Below are 16,025 nucleotides of genomic sequence, written 5' to 3' on the forward strand. Positions count from 1 at the left end.
GGGCCAGCAGAATCGCCGCACCACCCCTCGGCGGAAAGAGAACCTGTTGCGTCAGCGTCGTCTCGGCACCGTCGCCCTGGCCCTGGGAATCGTCGTCCTGACCGACGTGCTGCGGGTCTTCCTGCCGTCGGTCATCACCATCTTCGGGCAGGCCGCGTCCACCCCGGCCGAGTTGCTCGGCGCGTTCGCGCTCGGCTGGTTCGTGGTGGCGTTCGCCGCCCCGTTCCTCGTGGCGCGGGTCGGTGCCGACGTCGTCGGTGCCACCGCGGTGCTGCTCCTCGGTGTCTCCCGGCTCACCCTCACCGCCGCGCCGGGCGGCCGGGCCCAACTCTGGCTGGCCAGCGCCGGTCTGCTCGCCGGTCTGATCTGGCTGGCCGCCACCGCCGTCCGGGTCGCGCATCCGGTTCCCGGGTTGGCGTTGGGGCTGACCGCGAGCGCGCTGGGGCACGCGCTGCTCGGCACGTACGACCTGGTGTGGTGGCAGTGGTGGCCGGCGTGGGTGGCCGGCGTGGCGCTCGTGGCGGCGTTGCTGGCCGCCGAGGTCACCTTCGGTCGCACCCGTGACGGCGACACCCCGTCGGTCGGACCGGCCTGGTTGCTGGTCGGACCGACGCTGCTGCTCGGCGGGATGCTCGCGCTGTCACCGGCGGTCGCGGGCGTCGCGATGTCGTACTGGTACGGCGAGGCCGGCACCGCCGGGCCGCCGCTGTTCGCGCTGGCACCGCTGGGTGTCGCCGCACCACTGTTCCTGTTCGGCGCGCTGACCGCGCCGCGGCACCGGTGGCGGACGGTGCCGCCGGTACTGCTGCTGGTCGGGGTCCTGCTGAATGGATTCGGCCCACCGACGCTGCTCACCCTCGCCGTGCTGCTCAGCGCCGCAGGGCTGGGTGGTTGCCTCGGCCTGGTCGGTGCGGCGTCGCCGGTCGCCCGCAGCGGGGCGGCGTACGCGGTCGTGGGCGGCATGCTCGTCTTCGCCGTCGCCTCGGTGCTGTACTACGCCGCCTACGACCTCGGTTACCCCAACCAGTGGCTGCCGGCCGTGGTGGCCGCCCTGATCGTGGTGGTCGCGATGCGGGTCAACCCCGCCGCCGAGCGGTCGCCGCAGCTGCCGTCCACGCGTTCCGTGCGGTGGTACGCGGCGCTGGCCGCCCTCGTCGCCTTCGCCGCCGCCGTGCTGCACGGACCGTGGCTCACGGCGACCAATCGGGACGGGCCGCCGGAGCAGGTCCGGTTGGTGGCGTACAACATCCGGATGGGCTTCGGCCTCGACGGCCGCTTCGATCCCAGGGCACTGCACCGGGCGATCGGCCGAGCCGACGTGGTGGTGCTCAGCGAGGTCGACCGGGGCTGGCTGCTCAACGGCGGCCACGACACCCTGGAACTGCTCGCCGCCCGGCTGGGGATGCCGTACGTTTTCGCGCCCGCCGCCGACCCGCTGTGGGGGGACGCGGTGCTCAGCCGCTGGCCGGTGCAGCGGGCACGTACCCGTGCCCTACCGGCGGTGGGTGCGCCCACCGGAGCGCAGGCGCTCGGCGTCACCGTCGACTTCAGTGACGGCGTACGCCTGGCCGTGGTGAGCACCCATCTGCAACCGCCGCCCGGCACGGACCCGGTGGTGCAGGCCCGCGCCGTCGCGGACTTCGCCACCGAGTACGCCGACGGCGCACCGCTGGTGGTCGCCGGTGACCTCAACACCGAGCCGGGCGATCCGGCGTTCACCGCGTTCGCCGGTGCCGGGTTGGTCGACGCGCTGGCCTCGGCCCGCCCGCTGCCGACCAGCCCGGCGGACGACCCGCGTGAGCAGATCGACCACGTCTTCGTCTCGGCCGACCTGGTCGCCTCCGACGCGGTCGCGGTGCCGGGCACCGCCAGCGACCACCTGCCGGTCGCCGTCACCCTCACCCTGCCCGCAAGCTGATCGGGTCAGAGGCGGTCGGCGGCGACGAGGTGGCCACCGGTGAAGGCGAGCAGCCAGCCGCCGCCCTTGCCGGTGGCGTAGTCACCGCACCGCCCCGCCAACCGTTCCAAAGCACCGGGAATCACCGCGCCCTGGCTGCACAACGCCGACGCTTCGCCTGCGGCGGCCAGCTCGGCCATGCGCGCGGCGGCGGCCAGCACGCGTTCGTCGGGCTGCTGGCCGGCGCTCGGCTCGTCCAGGTCGCCGCAGACCTCGATCGGCAGGTCCAGCAACGCGGCAGCCGGGTCGAGGGTCTGCACGCACCGGCGTGGCGACGCGGAGAGCAACCGGGCCGGGCGGATCAGCCCGATCAGCGGTGCCAGCGCGTGTGCCTCGGACCAGCCACGGGCGTCCAGTGGTCGGCCGGTGTCCGGGCCGGGCCAGCCCAGCCGGTTACCGGCGTGGCCGTGCCGGACCAGCATCAGGGTCGTGGTGACCGGCGGCAGCGCCGCGAACGCGGCGAGCACCTCCACGTCGTGCGGGTAGCTGACCAGGGTCATCGCCTCGTCGACGGGCAACCACCGGACCTCGTCGACCTCCGTGTCGGGCTGGAATCCGCCGGTGCCCACCGCCCGCATCGTCCAGTAGTCGACCACCTTGAACCGGCCTTCGCTGCGGTACCGCACCGACGGCAGCCGCAGTTGCGGCGCGGCCTGCGCGTCAGTCTCCTCGGCCACCTCCCGAACGGCGGCGAGCAGCGGATGCTCGCCCGGCTCCAGCTTGCCCTTCGGCAGCGTCCAGTCGCCGTACCGGGGCCGGTGCACCAGACACACCTCGACGTCGTCGGTGTCCGTCGGTCGCCACACCACGCCGCCGGCGGCCCGGATCTCGGTCACCCCGGCCACCGGGAGCGACCTCGCCGGACACGCGAGACCGGCACGGCGGGGGACAGGTCGGGTGACCACCCCGCGACCCGCACCGTGAACGCCCGTTTCTCCTCGACCACCCGCTCAGCCTATTACCGCCGAGCTCAACCGGCCGTGCTGCCGACATGACGCAGCAGCAGGTGTTGCAGGTGACTCGGGGCGTGCCCCGGTCGGCCCGGGTGGCGGGTCCAGCTGCCGTCGCCGGCCAACTCGAACGCGTCCACCTCCGGGCTCATCGCGCTGCTGAGGACATGGTCCAGCTCGGCTCGGGCCACCGGGTCGGTCACCTGGACCAGCGCCTCCACCCGGCGATCCAGGTTGCGGTGCATCAGGTCGGCGGAGCCGATCCAGAACTCGCCGTCGCCGTTGTTGCCGAACCGGAAGATCCGGGAGTGTTCCAGGAAGCGGCCGAGGATCGAACGCACCCGGATGTTCTCCGACAGCCCGGGTACCCCCGGCCGCAACGTGCACATGCCCCGGATGATCAGGTCGACGTGTACGCCGGCCTGCGAGGCCCGGTACAGCGCGTCGGTGATCTCCTCGTCGACCAGCGCGTTCACCTTGAACTGGACGAGTCCCGGCATGCCCAGCCGGACCTGGGCGACCTCTCGCCCGATCCGTTCGATCAGGCCACGACGGATGCCCTGCGGCGCCACCAGCAGCCGCCGGTACGCGGTCTGCCGGCTGTAGCCGGTGAGCACGTTGAACAGGTCGGTCAGGTCGGCACCGATCTCGGGATCGGCGGTGAGCATGCCGAAGTCCTCGTAGAGCCGTGCGGTCTTCGGGTGGTAGTTGCCGGTGCCGATGTGGCAGTAGCGGCGGATCTGGTTGCCCTCCTGCCGTACCACCAGGGCCGTCTTGCAGTGGGTCTTGAGACCGACCAGGCCGTAGACGACGTGGCAGCCGGCCCGTTCCAGGGTGCGGGCCCAGCCGATGTTGGCCACCTCGTCGAAGCGGGCCTTCAACTCGACCAGCACCACCACCTGTTTGCCGGCGGCGGCGGCGTCGACCAGCGCGTCCACGATCGGTGAGTCGCCACTGGTGCGGTAGAGCGTCTGCTTGATGGCCAGCACGTTCGGGTCTGCGGCGGCCTGCTCGATGAACCGTTGCACGCTGGTGGCGAAGGAGTGGTACGGGTGGTGTACCAGCACGTCGCCGTCGCGCAGGGTGGCGAAGACGCTGCGCGGCACCTCGCCCTCGACGAGCCGGGGGTGGGTGGCCGGGACGAACGGCGGATCCTTCAGATCCGGCCGGTCGGCCTCGCCGTACAGCTGCCACAGCGCGGAGAGATCCAGCAGGCCACGGACCCGCAACACGTCCTGGGCGTCCATGTCCAGTTCCCGGACGAGCAACTCCAGCATGTGGTCGGAGATCGAGTCGGCCACCTCCAGCCGCACCGGCGGGCCGAAACGGCGGCGGGCCAGTTCCCGTTCCAGCGCTTGGAGCAGGTCCTCGTCCCGGTCCTCGTCGACCTCCACCTCGGCGTTGCGGGTGACCCGGAACAGGTGGCACTCGACCACCTGCATGCCGGAGAAGAGCTGACCGAGGTGCACCGAGATGAGGTCCTCCACCGGCAGCATCCGGACCCCGGGCCCGTCCCGGTCGACCCGGACGAAGCGGGGCACGTTGTTGGGGACCTTCACCCGGGCGAACAGCTCCGGCCCGCCGTCCGGGTCGCGTACCGCGACGGCCAGGTTGAGCGATCGACCCGAGATGTACGGGAACGGGTGGGCCGGGTCGACCGCCAGCGGGGTGAGCACCGGGAAGATCTTCTCCCGGAAGTAGGTGCGCAGCCGTTCCCGCTCGGCGTCGTCGAGGTCGGACCAGCACAACACCTGGATGTCCTCGGCGGCGAGCTTCGGCAGCAGGTCGTCGACGTAACAGGTGGCCTGTCGGGTCACCAGGGCGGCGGCCCGTTCCGCGATCAGCGCCAGCTGGGTCCGCAGCGGCAGCCCGTCGCCACCCCGGACGGGTAGGCCGGCAGAGAGCCGGCGCTTCAGCCCGGCCACCCGCACCATGTAGAACTCGTCCAGGTTGCTGGCGAAGATGGCCAGGAACTTGGCCCGCTCCAGCAGTGGGGTGCGATGGTCCTCGGCCAGGGCGAGCACCCGGGCGTTGAAGTCGAGCCAGGACAGCTCCCGGTTGAGGAAGCGGTCCGCGGGCAGCGGCGGGACGGATTCCGGTTCGTCGGTGGGCGGAGGCAGGCCCGCCCCGGAGACCGGGTCCAGCACCTCCTCCAGGCCCGCGGAGTCGGCCGCCGCGTCGCTGCCGCCGACGGTGTCGGCGGCCGGGCTGGTGGAACGTTCGCGAGGGGTGCTCACCAGTTCATAATCACCCGAACAGAGTTAACGCCGAACGAACTTGGAGTGGGTAGTCAGGACATCGTCGGCAGCGTGACGCGTACGACGGTGCCGGAGGCGTCGGTTTCCACGCGTACCCGCTGGCCGAGGCGGAGCAGGCGTAGCCCGGAGGCGTCGAACGCCGGGGCCGGGAAGGGTAGTTCGGTGCCGTCGTCCAGCAGCAGCAGCCCGCTGCGGGTAGCCGCGTCGAAGGTCGCCACCGTGCCCTGCATGCCAGCACCGTACCGCGCTCGGCCGGTCCCGCTCCACGAGGTCAGGTGGACGAGGATTCGCTGAGGCGACCGGCGACCAGCGCCGTGGTGCGCGGCCCGAGCCCGAGCCGCGCCGCGGCGGCCAGGTCGTCGGCGGTGTCCACGTCGCGCCGCAGGCTGGGCCAGTCGCCGGTGAGCGGGTGCGCGCCGCTCGCCGAGTGCGCGGCGGCCGAACCCGGCCCGAAGCGTGGGTCCAGTGGCACGCCCGGCGGTGCCGCCAGCAGCACGGTGCCGGTGCCCGGGGCGTCGGCCACGAACCGGCGTAGCCCCGGCTGCCCGGTCGTCGTCTTGTGCAGCGCCGCCGCCAACTCGGCCGGTCGCAGGGCGGGCAGGTCGGCGGTGAGCCCGGCCACCCACCCGGCGACACCGGCCGCGCCGTGCCGGAAGGCGGCGTTGAGCCCGGCGTCCGCGACGTCCGGCAGCACCCTGGCACCCCCGGAACGGGCCATGTCGGCGACCCGGACGTCGTCGGTGACCACCAGCACCTCGGCCACCGCCGGGCAGGCCCGCACCGCCGCCAGGGTGTCGGTGGCCAGGGCCAGGGCGAGGTCCTGATGGGGTACGCCCGGCAGCCCGCCACGCAGCCGGCTCTTCGCAGCTGCCAGGCGCTTGACCGGCACCACCACCGTCCAGGACTGCGTCACGCCTGCCATCCTGCCAGCCGGGCGGCGGTACCCTCACTGGCCCGTACCGGGGGCGAGCAGGCATGATTTCGGCTGCGAACCTCACCGGTTTCCTCCGGTGGGTGGGTCGGGGCGGGCACGAGGAGGCACGGTGGGGCGTCGGAAGCTGGGATTCTGGCAGTGGGTCGCCGTGGTGCTGGTGAAGCCGGTACTGACCGTTTGGACACGGCGTACCTGGCGAGGCATGGAGCACCTGAGGCAGGACGGTCCGGTGATCATCGTGCCGAACCACATCTCGCACGCCGATCCGCTGGTCTGCGCCCACTTCGTCTACGACGCCGGGCGGTGGCCACAGTTCCTCGGCAAGGCGAGCGTGTTCAAGGTGCCGGTGCTCGGCCGGATCCTGCACTGGTGTCGGCAGATTCCGGTCGAGCGGGGCACGGTCGACGCGGTGAAGTCGCTGGACGCCCTGGTCGCGGCGCTCAACGAGGGTGGAGCTGTGATCATCTACCCGGAGGGGACCATCAGCCGCGAACCGGACCTGTGGCCGATGAAGGGTAAGACCGGGGCCGCCCGGCTGGCGTTGGCCACGGGTGCCCCGGTGGTGCCGGTGGCGATGTGGGGGCCGGAGCGGATCTTCGATCCGCGCACCACCCGGATCAACCTGCGGCCCAGGATCCCGGTGACCGTGGTGGCCGGGCCGCCGATCGACCTGAGCCGCTGGGCCGGTGCCACCCCGACCCGGCAGGTGCTGGAGGAGATGACCGACGTGATCATGCTGCGGCTGCGGGACACGCTCGCCGAGATCCGGGGCGGGACACCACCGCCGCTGTGGCAGCGCCCCACCCGCTCGCAGACCGACCGCCAACGCCCGGAGAAGACGGTATGAGCGAGCGTCAGCGAGTGAATCATCGGTGCGGTGCGGTGGGGCCTCACGACGACGCCGACCGCAGGGAGGCGGCGGCGTGAACGGGCATGTGGCGGTGCTGGGGGCCGGGTCGTGGGGTACGGCGTTCGCGAAGATCCTCGCCGACGCGGGCCGGGACGTGACGCTCTGGGCGCGACGACAGTCGATCGCCGACGTGATCCGCGTCGAGCGACGTAATCCGGAGTACCTGCCCGGGGTGGTGTTGCCGGAGCGGATCACCGGAACCGGCGACCCCGTCGAAGCGATCACGGGTGCCGAGATGGTGGTGCTGGCGGTGCCGTCGCAGACCCTGCGCGGCAACCTCGCCGAGTGGGTCGAGCACCTGCATCCCGAGGCGACCCTGGTGTCGTTGATGAAGGGCATCGAACTCGGCACCACCAAGCGGATGAGCGAGGTGATCGTCGAGACCGCCAAGGTCGCGGCGGACCGGGTGGTGGTGGTCTCCGGCCCCAACCTGGCACCGGAGATCGCCGCGGAGCAACCCGCGGCCACCGTCGTCGCCTGTACCGATTCCGACCGGGCGACGCTGGTGCAGCGGTCGATCACCACGCCGTACTTCCGCCCGTACACCAACGACGACGTGATCGGTTGTGAGCTGGGCGGGGCGGTGAAGAACGTGATCGCCCTGGCGTACGGCATCGCCACGGCGATGGGCTTCGGACACAACACCCGGGCCATGCTGGTCACCCGAGGGCTGGCCGAGACCGCCCGGCTCGGGGTCGCCCTCGGCGCGGATCCGCTCACCTTCGCGGGCCTGGCCGGGATGGGTGATCTGGTGGCCTCCTGCTCGTCGCCGTCGGCCCGTAACCGCACCTTCGGCGAGCACCTCGGCCGGGGCGCGACCCTCGAAGAGGCACGGGTGGCCACCCGGCAGACCGCCGAGGGGGTGAAGAGCGCGCTGGCGATCCGGGATCTGGCCCGCGCGCACGGAGTGGAGATGCCGATTACCGAGCAGGTCGAGCTGGTCTGCCACGAGGGGGTGGATCCCCGGTTGGCGGTCCAGGCCCTGATGAGCCGCACCACGAAGCCGGAGTGAGCATGGCGGACGAGTACCGATGGCTCTCCCCGGAGCAGCACGAGCAGGCGTTCCCGGGGCACGGGGACGGCACCCGGTGCGTACACGCCGGTCTGCCCGAGCCCACCCCCGGCGCGCCGTTCCTGCCCGGGCCGGTGCTCGCCGCGCCGTACCACCTCGACCCGTGGCAGGGGCCGGAGGCGTCCCCGAACGGGTACGGACGCCCGGACAACCCGACCCGTCGGCTGCTGGAGGCCGCGATCGGCGAGCTTGAGGGCGGCGACTGCCGGGTCTTCGCCAGCGGACAGGCGGCGATAACCGGGCTGCTGCTGGCGGTGCTGCGGGCGGGGAACACGGTGGTGCTGCCCGCCGACGGGTACTTCCCGGTGCGTGCGTTCGCCACCGACACGCTCGCCGGCAACGACGTACGGGTGCTGTTCGCGCCGACCGCCGGGCCGTACCCACCGTTCGACGGGGTACGGCTGGTGTTGGTGGAGACGCCCGCGAACCCGGGACTCGACGTCGTCGACCTGCCGGCGCTGGCCGAGCGGGTGCACGCCGCCGGAGCCCTGCTGGCCGTGGACAACACCACCGCCACCCCGCTCGGGCAGCGTCCGCTCGACCTCGGGGCGGACGTGGTCGTGGCCTCCGGTACCAAGGCACTGACCGGGCACTCCGATCTGCTGCTCGGCTACCTCGCCACCCGGTCGCCGGACCTGTTGTCGACGCTGACCGCCTGGCGTACCGCCACGGGTGCGGTTCCCGGCGCCTTCGACGCCTGGCTGGCCCACCGGTCGTTGGCCACCCTAGACCTGCGCCTGGCCCGGCAGACGGCGAACGCCGAGGCGCTGGCCCGGCTGCTGGCCGGGCGCGCCGACGTCACCGGGCTGCGCTGGCCGGGCCTGCCGGACGATCCGTCGTATCCGGTGGCGGCGCGACAGCTGCGGCGGATTCCGGGCGTGCTCTCCTTCGATCTCGGCAGCGCCGAGCGGGTCGCCCGCTTCCTCGACGCGGCCCGGCTGGTCGCCGCGGCGACCTCCTTCGGCGGCCTGCACACCACCGCCGACCGGCGGGCGCAGTGGGGCGACGACACCGCGCCAGGGTTCGTCCGACTCTCCTGCGGGGTGGAAGACACCGCCGACCTGGTCGCCGATGTCACGGCCGCGCTGGACGCCGCCGCCTGATGGGATCGCCGGTCTCCCCGGTCGGGTACGACGTCGTGGTCACCCGGCTGCGGCGGGCCGGCTGCGTGTGGGCCGAGGAGGAGGCCCGCCTGCTCGTGGCGGCGGGCGGCGGCCCGCAGCGGCTGGCGGAACTGGTCGATCGGCGGGTCGCCGGTGAGCCCCTGGAGTACCTGCTGGGCTGGGCGGCGTTCTGCGGCGAGCGGATCGACGTCGACCCGGGTGTCTTCGTGCCCCGGGCGCGTACCGCCCTGTTGGTCACCGCCGCCGTCCGGGTGACCGGGCCGGGGGCGACCGTGGTGGAACTGTGCTGCGGCTCGGGTGCGATCAGCCGCGTGTTGGCGCGGCGGCTCACCGCGCCCCGGCTGGTCGCCGCGGTCGACACGGACCCGGTGGCGGTGGCCTGTGCCCGCCGCAACCTGGCCGCCCTGGGCGTACCGGTGCTCGCCGGTGACCTCTTCGAGCCGCTGTCGGCTGCCTGGCAGGGTCGGCTCGACCTGGTCGTGGCGAACGCCCCGTACGTGCCGACGGCGGCGATGGCCCTGCTACCGCCGGAGGCACGCCGGTACGAGTCCCCGGTGGCGCTCGACGGTGGGCCGGACGGTTTGGCGGTGCTGCGCCGACTGGCCGCTGCCGCGCCGACCTGGCTCGCACCCGGTGGGCATCTGGTGGTGGAGGTGGGCCGAGGTCAGGTGGAGCAGTTCCGGGTGGTGTTGACCGAGGCCGGACTGGTGCCGTCGGTGGTCTGTGACGACGCGTCGGGCGCGGCCGCCATGGTGGGCCGGTGCCCGGTCGACGTGGCGGGTCGACCGTACGAGAACTAGCCTCACGTCAGGTTGGGGCGGCGGGAGGCGGAACTCGGGTGGACAGCGCAACGGTGGTCGTCGGGATCGACAACGGTGGCACGGCCAACAACGCCACGGTGCTCACGCTTGACGGGCGGTTCCTGGTCGACCGCCTGGTGGAGACGCCGAGCCGGGTGCAGGACGGGCCCGAGGCGGCGGTGGCGGCGATGGCGGACGCCTTCGACGGCGTGCTGGCCCTCACGGGGGTGCCGCGCGCTCGGGTCGCCGCCGTGGGTCTGGACACTCCCGGCCCGGCCAGCGCCAGCGGCGTCATCTCGTCGAAGGGGTCCACGAACTTCTCCCAGCCGGCCTGGCGCGGCTACGACGTGCGGGGCGCCCTCGAACGTCGGTTGGGCTTGCGGGTGGTCTACCACAACGACGGCAACGCGGCCGCGCTCTACGCCCACCACGTCCACTTCGGGCCCGACGCGGCGCGGCGCTCGTCGGTGTCGGCGATCGTCGGTACCGGGCTGGGTGGTGGCGTGGTCGAGAACGGCCGGGTCGTCGCCGGGGCGGCGGGCATGGCCGGTGAGCTGGGGCACGTGCACATCCCGATGACCACCGTGCTGGCGGCGGGGCAGCCGGTGCCGACCTGCGCCTGCGGTTTCGCCGGTGACGTCGAGAGTGTCGTGTCGCTCACCGCGATCGAGCACAACCTGCTGCCGTACTGGCTGACCAACTTTCCGGGGCATCCGTTGGCCGGTGAGGAACCGGGCCGGGCGGCGAAACTGGTACGCGGTTACGGGGAGCGCGGTGACGAACTCGCCCGGGAGATCTTCGCCCAGCAGGCGAGGGCGCTCGGTGCTCTGTTCACCATCGCGGCGAACTTCACCGATCCGCACGCGTACTTCGTCGGCGGTGGGGTGGTGGAGACGGACGCGGAGTTCCGCGACTGGTTCCTGGCCGCCGTGCGGGAACACACCAGGCTCCGTGCGGAGCAGGCCGCCCTGGCCACTTTCGCGGTGGTGCCCGACCGCGACATGGCCGGCGCGCGGGGGGTGGCGCTGGCCGCGCTGGAAGCGATCCGGACGGCACCTTCGCCGTCGGCCGGCGACTGAGCCTTCGGTAGCCGGAGGGGCTGACCGGGCCGGCGGTGCCCTTACCGGCCCGGTCAGCGGCACTGGGGGTGCGGTTTGCTCCGGGGGCTCAGCGGGTCGGTGGAGCCTGGGCGAAGGTGGTCCACGCCGACGGCGGGAAGATCAGCAGCGGGCCGTGCGGGTCCTTGGAGTCGCGTACGGCGACCGTGCCGGGAGCGACCGCCACCTCGACGCAGGCGCCCTCGTCGCCGCTGTGGCTGCTCTTGCGCCACCCGGTCACGGTCACCACCGCGTTGGTCGTCGGTGTCATCGCATTACCGTCCCTTCAGGAGTTGGAAGATTGCCTCGCGGCTGGCCGTCGGGCTGAGTGCGACGGTGCGCAGGTGCTCCATGATCTTGGTGCAGGTACGCAGCTCGCCGGGACGGTCGAGGATCATCTGCCCGGCCACCGTCTCCACGGAGGCGATGATCGGGTCCTCCGGGTCGGCGAATTCGAGGATGTGCAGTGAGCCCCGGGTGCCCCGGTGGTAGCCGGCGGCCAGCGGGATCACCTGGACCGTGATGTTCGGCAGCTCGCTCATCTTGAGCAGGTGGCCTAGCTGGCCCTGCTGCGCGGAGTGGTCACCGACCGGGCGGAGCAGGGCGGCCTCGTCGAGGATCGCGTCGAAGATCGGCGGCTCATCCTCGAAGATGCGCTGCTGCCGGTCCAGCCGCATGCGCACCCGTTCCTCGACGTCGCTGTCGCTGAGGGTGTGTGGCCCGCCGCGCATCACGCCGCGGATGTAGTCGGCGGTCTGCAACAGCCCCGGCACCACCGACGGCTCGAAGTTGGCGATGGCGACCGCCTCGGCCTCCAGCGCGATGAAGTCGATGGTGCGCCGGTCGAGCAGGTACGAGTAGGACACCCACCAGCCCGGCTTGCGCGCGTCCTTGGCGAGCTCGACAGCGGCGGCGACCTCTTCCGCCGAGACACCGTAGAGGGTGAGCAGGGCCCGCACGGTGGCCGGACTGACCAGGGTCTGCGCGTTCTCGTAGCGGGAGAGGGTGCTACGGGTGCTGTTGATCTCGTCGGCTGCGGTCTCCAGGGTGAGGCCGGCGGCCTCCCGATGGTGGCGCAGGGCGATGCCCAGCCGACGGGCGCGGGCTGTCTTCGGAGCCATGCATAGATGGTCGCATGTATTTGGGAATCTGTACATGAGAGAACGCCAGTGAGAGTTGCATTCACGCCTGTGGAGGTGTCAATCTGTTAACGCGTCCTCACCGCCGGTTGTCGTGGCGACGGTGGTGGTGAGCGACCGGAGGGGATGGGGCGCGCGGCGGTCGGGTTTTCCCCCGTACCTGACCGCCGCGTGCCGCGCCAGTTGGTCGGCCACCGGAAGGGAATCGACGTGCGAACTGGTCAGCGGATTTTCGGCGAGCGCCGGGACGGCCGGCGATGACACGGTTTCTGGTGGTGCTGACCGACGTCCGCCCGTACGAGGTGGAGGGTCGTAACGAGCGGCTGGCACCCGAGCGTCGCCGTCAGGTGGTTGGTGCGAGCAGCCGCGAGGCAGCCGAGCGGATCGCCGGGGCCTTCATGGCGCTGGGCATGGTGCGGGCCGGTCGGCAGCGGGTCAAGGTGCTCGCCATCGGTCGACGGCACGCGTACGGCGAACGGGAGCTGGCGGGCTGACTCAGCCGACGCTGTGCGATTACGTTCCGTATAGCACCGATTGACCGTTTGCGGCTGACGCGCGTTGCCGCAGGGTATCGGCTACCCGTACCCGCCACGCACAGTAAGGTCATCCGGGAGAGCGCCAGCAGTGCGTCCCGGAAAGGTGACCGCAGTGACCACCCCAGGCAAGACCCGCGTGGCGATCGTCTTCGGCGGCCGCAGCCCGGAACACGGCATCTCGTGCGTCAGTGCCGGCAGCGTGCTCGGCGCGCTCGACCCGGACGAGTTCGAGGTGGTGCCGGTGGGTATCACCCGGGCCGGCCAGTGGGTGCTCACCAGCGACGACCCGGGCCGGTTGGCGATCAACGCCCGACGGCTGCCGGAGATCACCGCGGAATCCGGCACCGACGTCGTGCTGCGGGCCGACCCCACCGGCGGCGGGCTGCTCGTGCTCGACCCGGCCGAGGGCCCCCGGGCGCTCGCCGACGTGGACGTGGTCTTCCCGGTGCTGCACGGCGCCTACGGTGAGGACGGCACCATCCAGGGCATGCTGGAGATGGCCGGCATCCCGTACGTCGGCGCGAAGGTGTTCGCCTCGGCCGCCGCGATGGACAAGGAGTTCACCAAGAAGCTCTGCGTCGCCGAGGGGATCCCGGTCGGCCCGTACGCGGTGCTGCGCAGCGGCATGACGTTGAGCGAGGCGGACCGGCAACGTCTGGGCCTGCCGGTCTTCGTCAAGCCCTCCCGGGCCGGGTCCTCCTTCGGCATCACCAAGGTCAACGACTGGGCGGATCTCGACGCGGCCGTCGCCACCGCCCGGGAGATCGACAGCAAGGTGCTGGTCGAGGGGGCCATCGTCGGTCGGGAAATCGAGTGCGGCGTGCTGGAGGGCGAGGCCGGTGGCGCGCCGGAGGCGTCGGTTCTCGCCGAGGTCCGGGTGGTCGGGGACTACGACTTCTACGACTTCGAGGCCAAGTACATCGACGCCGAGGACGCCTGCGAGTACGACATCCCGGCCGATCTGCCGGAGTCGGTCACCCGGCAGGTACGCGACTACGCCGTACGCGCCTTCACCGCGCTGGACTGTGCCGGTCTGGCCCGCGTCGACTTCTTCGTCACGCCCGACCTCGACGTGTACCTCAACGAGATCAACACGATGCCCGGCTTCACGCCGACGTCGATGTTCCCGAGGATGTGGGCGGCGGCCGGGCTGGAGTACCCGAAGCTGGTCGATCGGCTCATCCGTACCGCGCTGACCCGGGGGACCGGGCAGTACTGACCCTCGCCCCGGGCGGCGCGTGGCCGGTGCCGCAGGAGGGCCGCCGGGTGGTGCCGTGCCGGTGCCTCAGGAGGTGCAGCCGGCCGGCGCCGAGTCGGACGACGGGACCGACTCGACGATGGTGGCGGAGACCGGGGAGGCCCACTGCAACGCCTCGCCGTAGAAGTGCGGCACCCGCAGGGTCACCGGGGTCTCCCGGTCGACGGTGGTCAGCTCCGTGGCGTCGGGCCCTTCCACCGCGAACCAGCAGACCGAGTTCACCAGGTAGAGGTGGTCGTCGCGCTCCAACGTGGGCTCGTCACCGCCGCAGGCGATGGTGATCGCCGGGTCGCCGTACGCGGCGTTCTGCTCCGGCCCGGCGCTGACCGGCCGTTGCGGCAGGTCGCGGTACGAGTCGGGCAGCTGCGACAACAGAGCGCGGCAGACGACGGCCGGACGTTCGGCAAGCTGCGGCGCGGCCATCTCGACCGGCGCGGTGGAGACCGGACCGGGCGTGGTCGCCGACGGTTGCGGCGCGGCGGCCGGTTCGTCCGGCGAGAGGTTGCCCAGCGCCAGCGCTCCCACCAGCAGGGCCACCGGCACCGCCACCGCCGTGGCGATCAGAGCCGCGCTGCGGTTGGTACGGTCGGCTGCCGGCGTCTCCGGGCGGTCGGCCTGGGCGACAGAGGATCCCACGTGCTCGTCCACTTACAGGTGCACCACCGAACAGGTGAGGGTGCGGGTGATCCCGGGCACCATCTGCACGTTGCTGACGATGAGCTTGCCGAGTTCGTCGACGGTGTTCGCCTCGGTGAGCACGACCACGTCGTACGGCCCGGTGACCGCATCGACCCGGACCACGCCGGTGAGATCCGCGATGTGCCCGGCCACGTCACGTGCTTTGCCGACCTCTGTCTGGATGAGGATGTACGCCTGTACCACGCTCGACCTCCCTCCCGTCGCCGCCGCCAGGCGGCCCGAAGGGAGAAAGTACCTTACGGACCAGGGCAGATCCCTATCGGTGGCCAAGGAGAAGCAGTGAGCGAGTGCAGTATCAGGCTCAGCGCGGGGGCGTTTCACGACCTGCGGCGCAGCGGGGTGTCGGCGTGAGCGTCGCGGGTATCGGGGAGTTCGGGCTGATCGACCGGGTGACCGCCCGGCTGTCGTACGGCGCAACGGTGCTGCTGGGACCCGGTGACGACGCCGCGCTGGTCGCCGCGCCGGACGCCCGGGTGGTCGCCACCACCGACGTGCTGGTCGAGGGGCGGCACTTCCGCCGGGACTGGTCCGGTGCACACGACATCGGTCGGCGGGCCGCGGCGGCGAATCTCGCGGACGTGGCCGCCATGGGTGCCGAACCGACTGCCCTGCTGGTGGCGCTCTGCGTACCGGCGGACGTGGACACCGACTGGATGGAGGCACTCGCCGACGGGATCGGCGCCGAGGCGGCCGGTGTCGGGGCCAGCGTGGTGGGCGGGGACATGTCCGCCAGTCCCACGCTGACCATCGCGGTCACCGCGCTCGGTGACCTGGGCGGTCGGTCACCGGTGACCCGGGCCGGTGCCCGCCCCGGAGACCTGCTCGCCCTGGCCGGTCGCACCGGGCACGCGGCGGCCGGGTTCACCGTGCTCTCCCGTGGCTTCCGTACGCCCCGGCTGCTGGTCGAGGCGTACCGGCGGCCGGAGGTGCCGTACTCGGCCGGACCGCAGGCCGCCCGGCTCGGTGCCACCGCCATGATCGACGTCTCGGACGGGTTGCTCGCCGACCTCGGGCACGTGGCGAAGGCCAGCGGTGTGGCCGTCGACATCGCCCGGGACGCCTTCGAGGTGCCGTCGCCGATGCGTGACGCCGCGCAGGCGCTCGGCGTCGACCCGTACGCCTGGCTGCTGGCCGGGGGCGACGACCACGCGTTGGCCGCGACGTTCCCCCCGGCGACGGCCCTGCCGCCGGGGTGGCGGCAGATCGGCCGGGTCGCCGAGGGCTCCGGTGTGACGGTGGATGGCCGACCGTTCGACGGCCCGCCCGGATGGGACCATTTCCGCTGATCGCA

General features: G+C 72.3%; 16 protein-coding genes and 1 pseudogene. 9 read left to right on the plus strand and 8 right to left on the minus strand.

What is annotated here, in order from left to right:
• The first annotated feature begins 46 nt into the window (after positions 1–46).
• Positions 47–1,918 carry an endonuclease/exonuclease/phosphatase family protein gene (locus ACLQ2S_RS03880; protein ID WP_425701128.1) on the plus strand — a complete coding sequence of 624 codons (1,872 nt, stop codon included), beginning with the start codon at positions 47–49 and terminating at the stop codon, positions 1,916–1,918.
• A gap of 5 nt (positions 1,919–1,923) precedes the next feature.
• On the opposite strand, the gene ACLQ2S_RS03885 is transcribed toward ACLQ2S_RS03880, so the two are convergent.
• From ACLQ2S_RS03885 to cofC, 4 genes and pseudogenes are all read right to left on the minus strand, one after another.
• On the minus strand, positions 1,924–2,802 hold the full coding sequence (locus ACLQ2S_RS03885; protein WP_425701129.1) for a bifunctional NUDIX hydrolase/histidine phosphatase family protein: 879 nt from the start codon (positions 2,800–2,802) through the stop codon (positions 1,924–1,926).
• A 125-nt stretch (positions 2,803–2,927) separates the two neighbouring features.
• Positions 2,928–5,093, minus strand: a pseudogene (locus ACLQ2S_RS03890) (RNA degradosome polyphosphate kinase); the annotation flags it as partial.
• Between the two features lie 104 nt (positions 5,094–5,197).
• Complete coding sequence (locus tag ACLQ2S_RS03895; RefSeq protein WP_155215796.1) at positions 5,198–5,395, minus strand: cold-shock protein; 198 nt, start codon at positions 5,393–5,395, stop codon at positions 5,198–5,200.
• Positions 5,396–5,436: 41 nt separating this feature from the next.
• Positions 5,437–6,078 (minus strand): 2-phospho-L-lactate guanylyltransferase, encoded by a 642-nt coding sequence (gene cofC, locus ACLQ2S_RS03900; RefSeq protein WP_309222882.1) that lies wholly within the window; start codon positions 6,076–6,078, stop codon positions 5,437–5,439.
• A gap of 130 nt (positions 6,079–6,208) precedes the next feature.
• On the opposite strand from cofC, the gene ACLQ2S_RS03905 reads away from it, so the two are divergent.
• From ACLQ2S_RS03905 to ACLQ2S_RS03925, 5 genes are all read left to right on the plus strand, one after another.
• Positions 6,209–6,946 carry a lysophospholipid acyltransferase family protein gene (locus ACLQ2S_RS03905; RefSeq protein WP_309222881.1) on the plus strand — a complete coding sequence of 246 codons (738 nt, stop codon included), beginning with the start codon at positions 6,209–6,211 and terminating at the stop codon, positions 6,944–6,946.
• A 76-nt stretch (positions 6,947–7,022) separates the two neighbouring features.
• Positions 7,023–8,021, plus strand: coding sequence for an NAD(P)H-dependent glycerol-3-phosphate dehydrogenase (locus tag ACLQ2S_RS03910; protein WP_309222880.1), 999 nt, complete (start codon positions 7,023–7,025; stop codon positions 8,019–8,021).
• A 2-nt stretch (positions 8,022–8,023) separates the two neighbouring features.
• The gene (locus tag ACLQ2S_RS03915; RefSeq protein ID WP_155215793.1) at positions 8,024–9,184 is read left to right on the plus strand and encodes a cystathionine gamma-lyase; all 1,161 of its coding nucleotides are present in this window, start codon (positions 8,024–8,026) and stop codon (positions 9,182–9,184) included.
• Entirely contained in the window at positions 9,184–10,005 is an 822-nt protein-coding gene (locus tag ACLQ2S_RS03920; RefSeq protein ID WP_155215791.1) for a putative protein N(5)-glutamine methyltransferase, read from the plus strand. Before ACLQ2S_RS03915 ends, ACLQ2S_RS03920 begins: the two co-directional genes overlap by 1 nt.
• A gap of 38 nt (positions 10,006–10,043) precedes the next feature.
• On the plus strand, positions 10,044–11,084 hold the full coding sequence (locus ACLQ2S_RS03925) for an ROK family protein (protein WP_309222879.1): 1,041 nt from the start codon (positions 10,044–10,046) through the stop codon (positions 11,082–11,084).
• A gap of 88 nt (positions 11,085–11,172) precedes the next feature.
• Here the strand turns inward: ACLQ2S_RS03925 and ACLQ2S_RS03930 are convergent, their stop codons facing one another.
• Both ACLQ2S_RS03930 and ACLQ2S_RS03935 read right to left on the minus strand, forming a co-directional pair.
• The gene (locus ACLQ2S_RS03930; RefSeq protein WP_155215789.1) at positions 11,173–11,373 is read right to left on the minus strand and encodes a DUF397 domain-containing protein; all 201 of its coding nucleotides are present in this window, start codon (positions 11,371–11,373) and stop codon (positions 11,173–11,175) included.
• A gap of 4 nt (positions 11,374–11,377) precedes the next feature.
• Entirely contained in the window at positions 11,378–12,223 is an 846-nt protein-coding gene (locus ACLQ2S_RS03935) for a helix-turn-helix domain-containing protein (RefSeq protein ID WP_425701130.1), read from the minus strand.
• Positions 12,224–12,498: 275 nt separating this feature from the next.
• Here ACLQ2S_RS03935 and ACLQ2S_RS03940 point away from each other — a divergent pair, with 275 nt between their 5' ends.
• The gene (locus ACLQ2S_RS03940) at positions 12,499–12,735 is read left to right on the plus strand and encodes a hypothetical protein (protein WP_155215785.1); all 237 of its coding nucleotides are present in this window, start codon (positions 12,499–12,501) and stop codon (positions 12,733–12,735) included.
• 154 nt (positions 12,736–12,889) lie between these two features.
• Positions 12,890–13,996 (plus strand): D-alanine--D-alanine ligase family protein, encoded by a 1,107-nt coding sequence (locus ACLQ2S_RS03945; RefSeq protein WP_309222878.1) that lies wholly within the window; start codon positions 12,890–12,892, stop codon positions 13,994–13,996.
• A 66-nt stretch (positions 13,997–14,062) separates the two neighbouring features.
• Here the strand turns inward: ACLQ2S_RS03945 and ACLQ2S_RS03950 are convergent, their stop codons facing one another.
• Together ACLQ2S_RS03950 and ACLQ2S_RS03955 are read right to left on the minus strand one after the other, a co-directional pair.
• Positions 14,063–14,671: a DUF3515 family protein gene (locus ACLQ2S_RS03950; RefSeq protein WP_309222877.1), complete on the minus strand. Its 609-nt coding sequence runs from the start codon at positions 14,669–14,671 to the stop codon at positions 14,063–14,065.
• A gap of 12 nt (positions 14,672–14,683) precedes the next feature.
• On the minus strand, positions 14,684–14,917 hold the full coding sequence (locus ACLQ2S_RS03955; protein WP_309222876.1) for an Lrp/AsnC ligand binding domain-containing protein: 234 nt from the start codon (positions 14,915–14,917) through the stop codon (positions 14,684–14,686).
• A 164-nt stretch (positions 14,918–15,081) separates the two neighbouring features.
• On the opposite strand from ACLQ2S_RS03955, the gene ACLQ2S_RS03960 reads away from it, so the two are divergent.
• Positions 15,082–16,020 carry a thiamine-phosphate kinase gene (locus ACLQ2S_RS03960; protein ID WP_425701131.1) on the plus strand — a complete coding sequence of 313 codons (939 nt, stop codon included), beginning with the start codon at positions 15,082–15,084 and terminating at the stop codon, positions 16,018–16,020.
• Positions 16,021–16,025: the final 5 nt, after the last annotated feature.

It is taken from the genome of Micromonospora sp. DT48 (assembly GCF_049844495.1).
Taxonomy (GTDB): domain Bacteria; phylum Actinomycetota; class Actinomycetes; order Mycobacteriales; family Micromonosporaceae; genus Micromonospora.

Coding starts and splice junctions, on each gene's coding strand:
- ACLQ2S_RS03895 (WP_155215796.1), bottom strand. CDS start 5,395: ATGCAGGGCACGGTGGCGACCTTCGACGCGGCTACCCGCAGCGGGCTG.
- ACLQ2S_RS03915 (WP_155215793.1), top strand. CDS start 8,024: ATGGCGGACGAGTACCGATGGCTCTCCCCGGAGCAGCACGAGCAGGCG.
- ACLQ2S_RS03920 (WP_155215791.1), top strand. CDS start 9,184: ATGGGATCGCCGGTCTCCCCGGTCGGGTACGACGTCGTGGTCACCCGG.
- ACLQ2S_RS03930 (WP_155215789.1), bottom strand. CDS start 11,373: ATGACACCGACGACCAACGCGGTGGTGACCGTGACCGGGTGGCGCAAG.
- ACLQ2S_RS03935 (WP_425701130.1), bottom strand. CDS start 12,223: ATGGCTCCGAAGACAGCCCGCGCCCGTCGGCTGGGCATCGCCCTGCGC.
- ACLQ2S_RS03940 (WP_155215785.1), top strand. CDS start 12,499: ATGACACGGTTTCTGGTGGTGCTGACCGACGTCCGCCCGTACGAGGTG.